Consider the following 653-nt stretch of genomic DNA (forward strand, 5'->3'; position numbering starts at 1 on the left):
GCCGATATCCGCGAGGGCCTCTACATCACCGAGCTCATCGGCATGGGCGTGAACGGCATCACCGGCGACTACTCGCGCGGTGCCGCCGGCTTCATGATCCGCGACGGCAAGCTCGCCGAGCCCGTCAGCGAGATCACCATCGCCGGCAAGCTGCCCGAGATGTTCCTGGCGATGACCGCGGCGGATGATCTCGTCTACAAGCGCGGCACCGACGTGCCGACTCTGCGCATCGACGGGATGACGCTCGCCGGGGCATAAACCCGGCATGGACAACACGCAGGTCACGCTGATCGTGGGGGCGACGGGTGCGGCGGCCAGCCGTATCCTGGAGCGGGGCAGGGCGATGCCGGGCGAGACGGTCGTCGGCCTCTCGCGCCACAGGCCCGATGGCGACGACCTCTGGCTCACCGCCGATCTCGACGATGCCTCAGGCCTCGCGGATGCGCTCGCCACGCGGCCCGACATCTCCCGCATCGTCTATGCCTCGCGCGCACCGCATGGCGAGACGGGCGTGGAGGACGTGCCGGCCAACCTCCGCATGCTGCGCAACCTCGTGGACGCCGCGGAGGCCAGCCTGCCGCGCCTGGCGCATATCCATCTGATCCATGGGGCGAAGTGGTACGGCATGCATCTGGGCCGCTACCGCACGCCCT

The 653-nt window shown here is 69.4% G+C and carries 2 protein-coding genes; both read left to right on the top strand.

Going from position 1 to position 653, the window contains the following annotated elements:
- A partial coding sequence (locus AC1DWF_RS35380) for a metallopeptidase TldD-related protein (protein WP_476843130.1) occupies positions 1–258 on the top strand: 258 nt, incomplete at its 5' end.
- 7 nt (positions 259–265) lie between these two features.
- Positions 266–653: Rossmann-fold NAD(P)-binding domain-containing protein (locus AC1DWF_RS35385; protein WP_476843131.1), on the top strand; the 388-nt coding region annotated here is incomplete at its 3' end.

The sequence above is a fragment of the Aminobacter sp. P4_D5 genome (assembly GCF_056401815.1).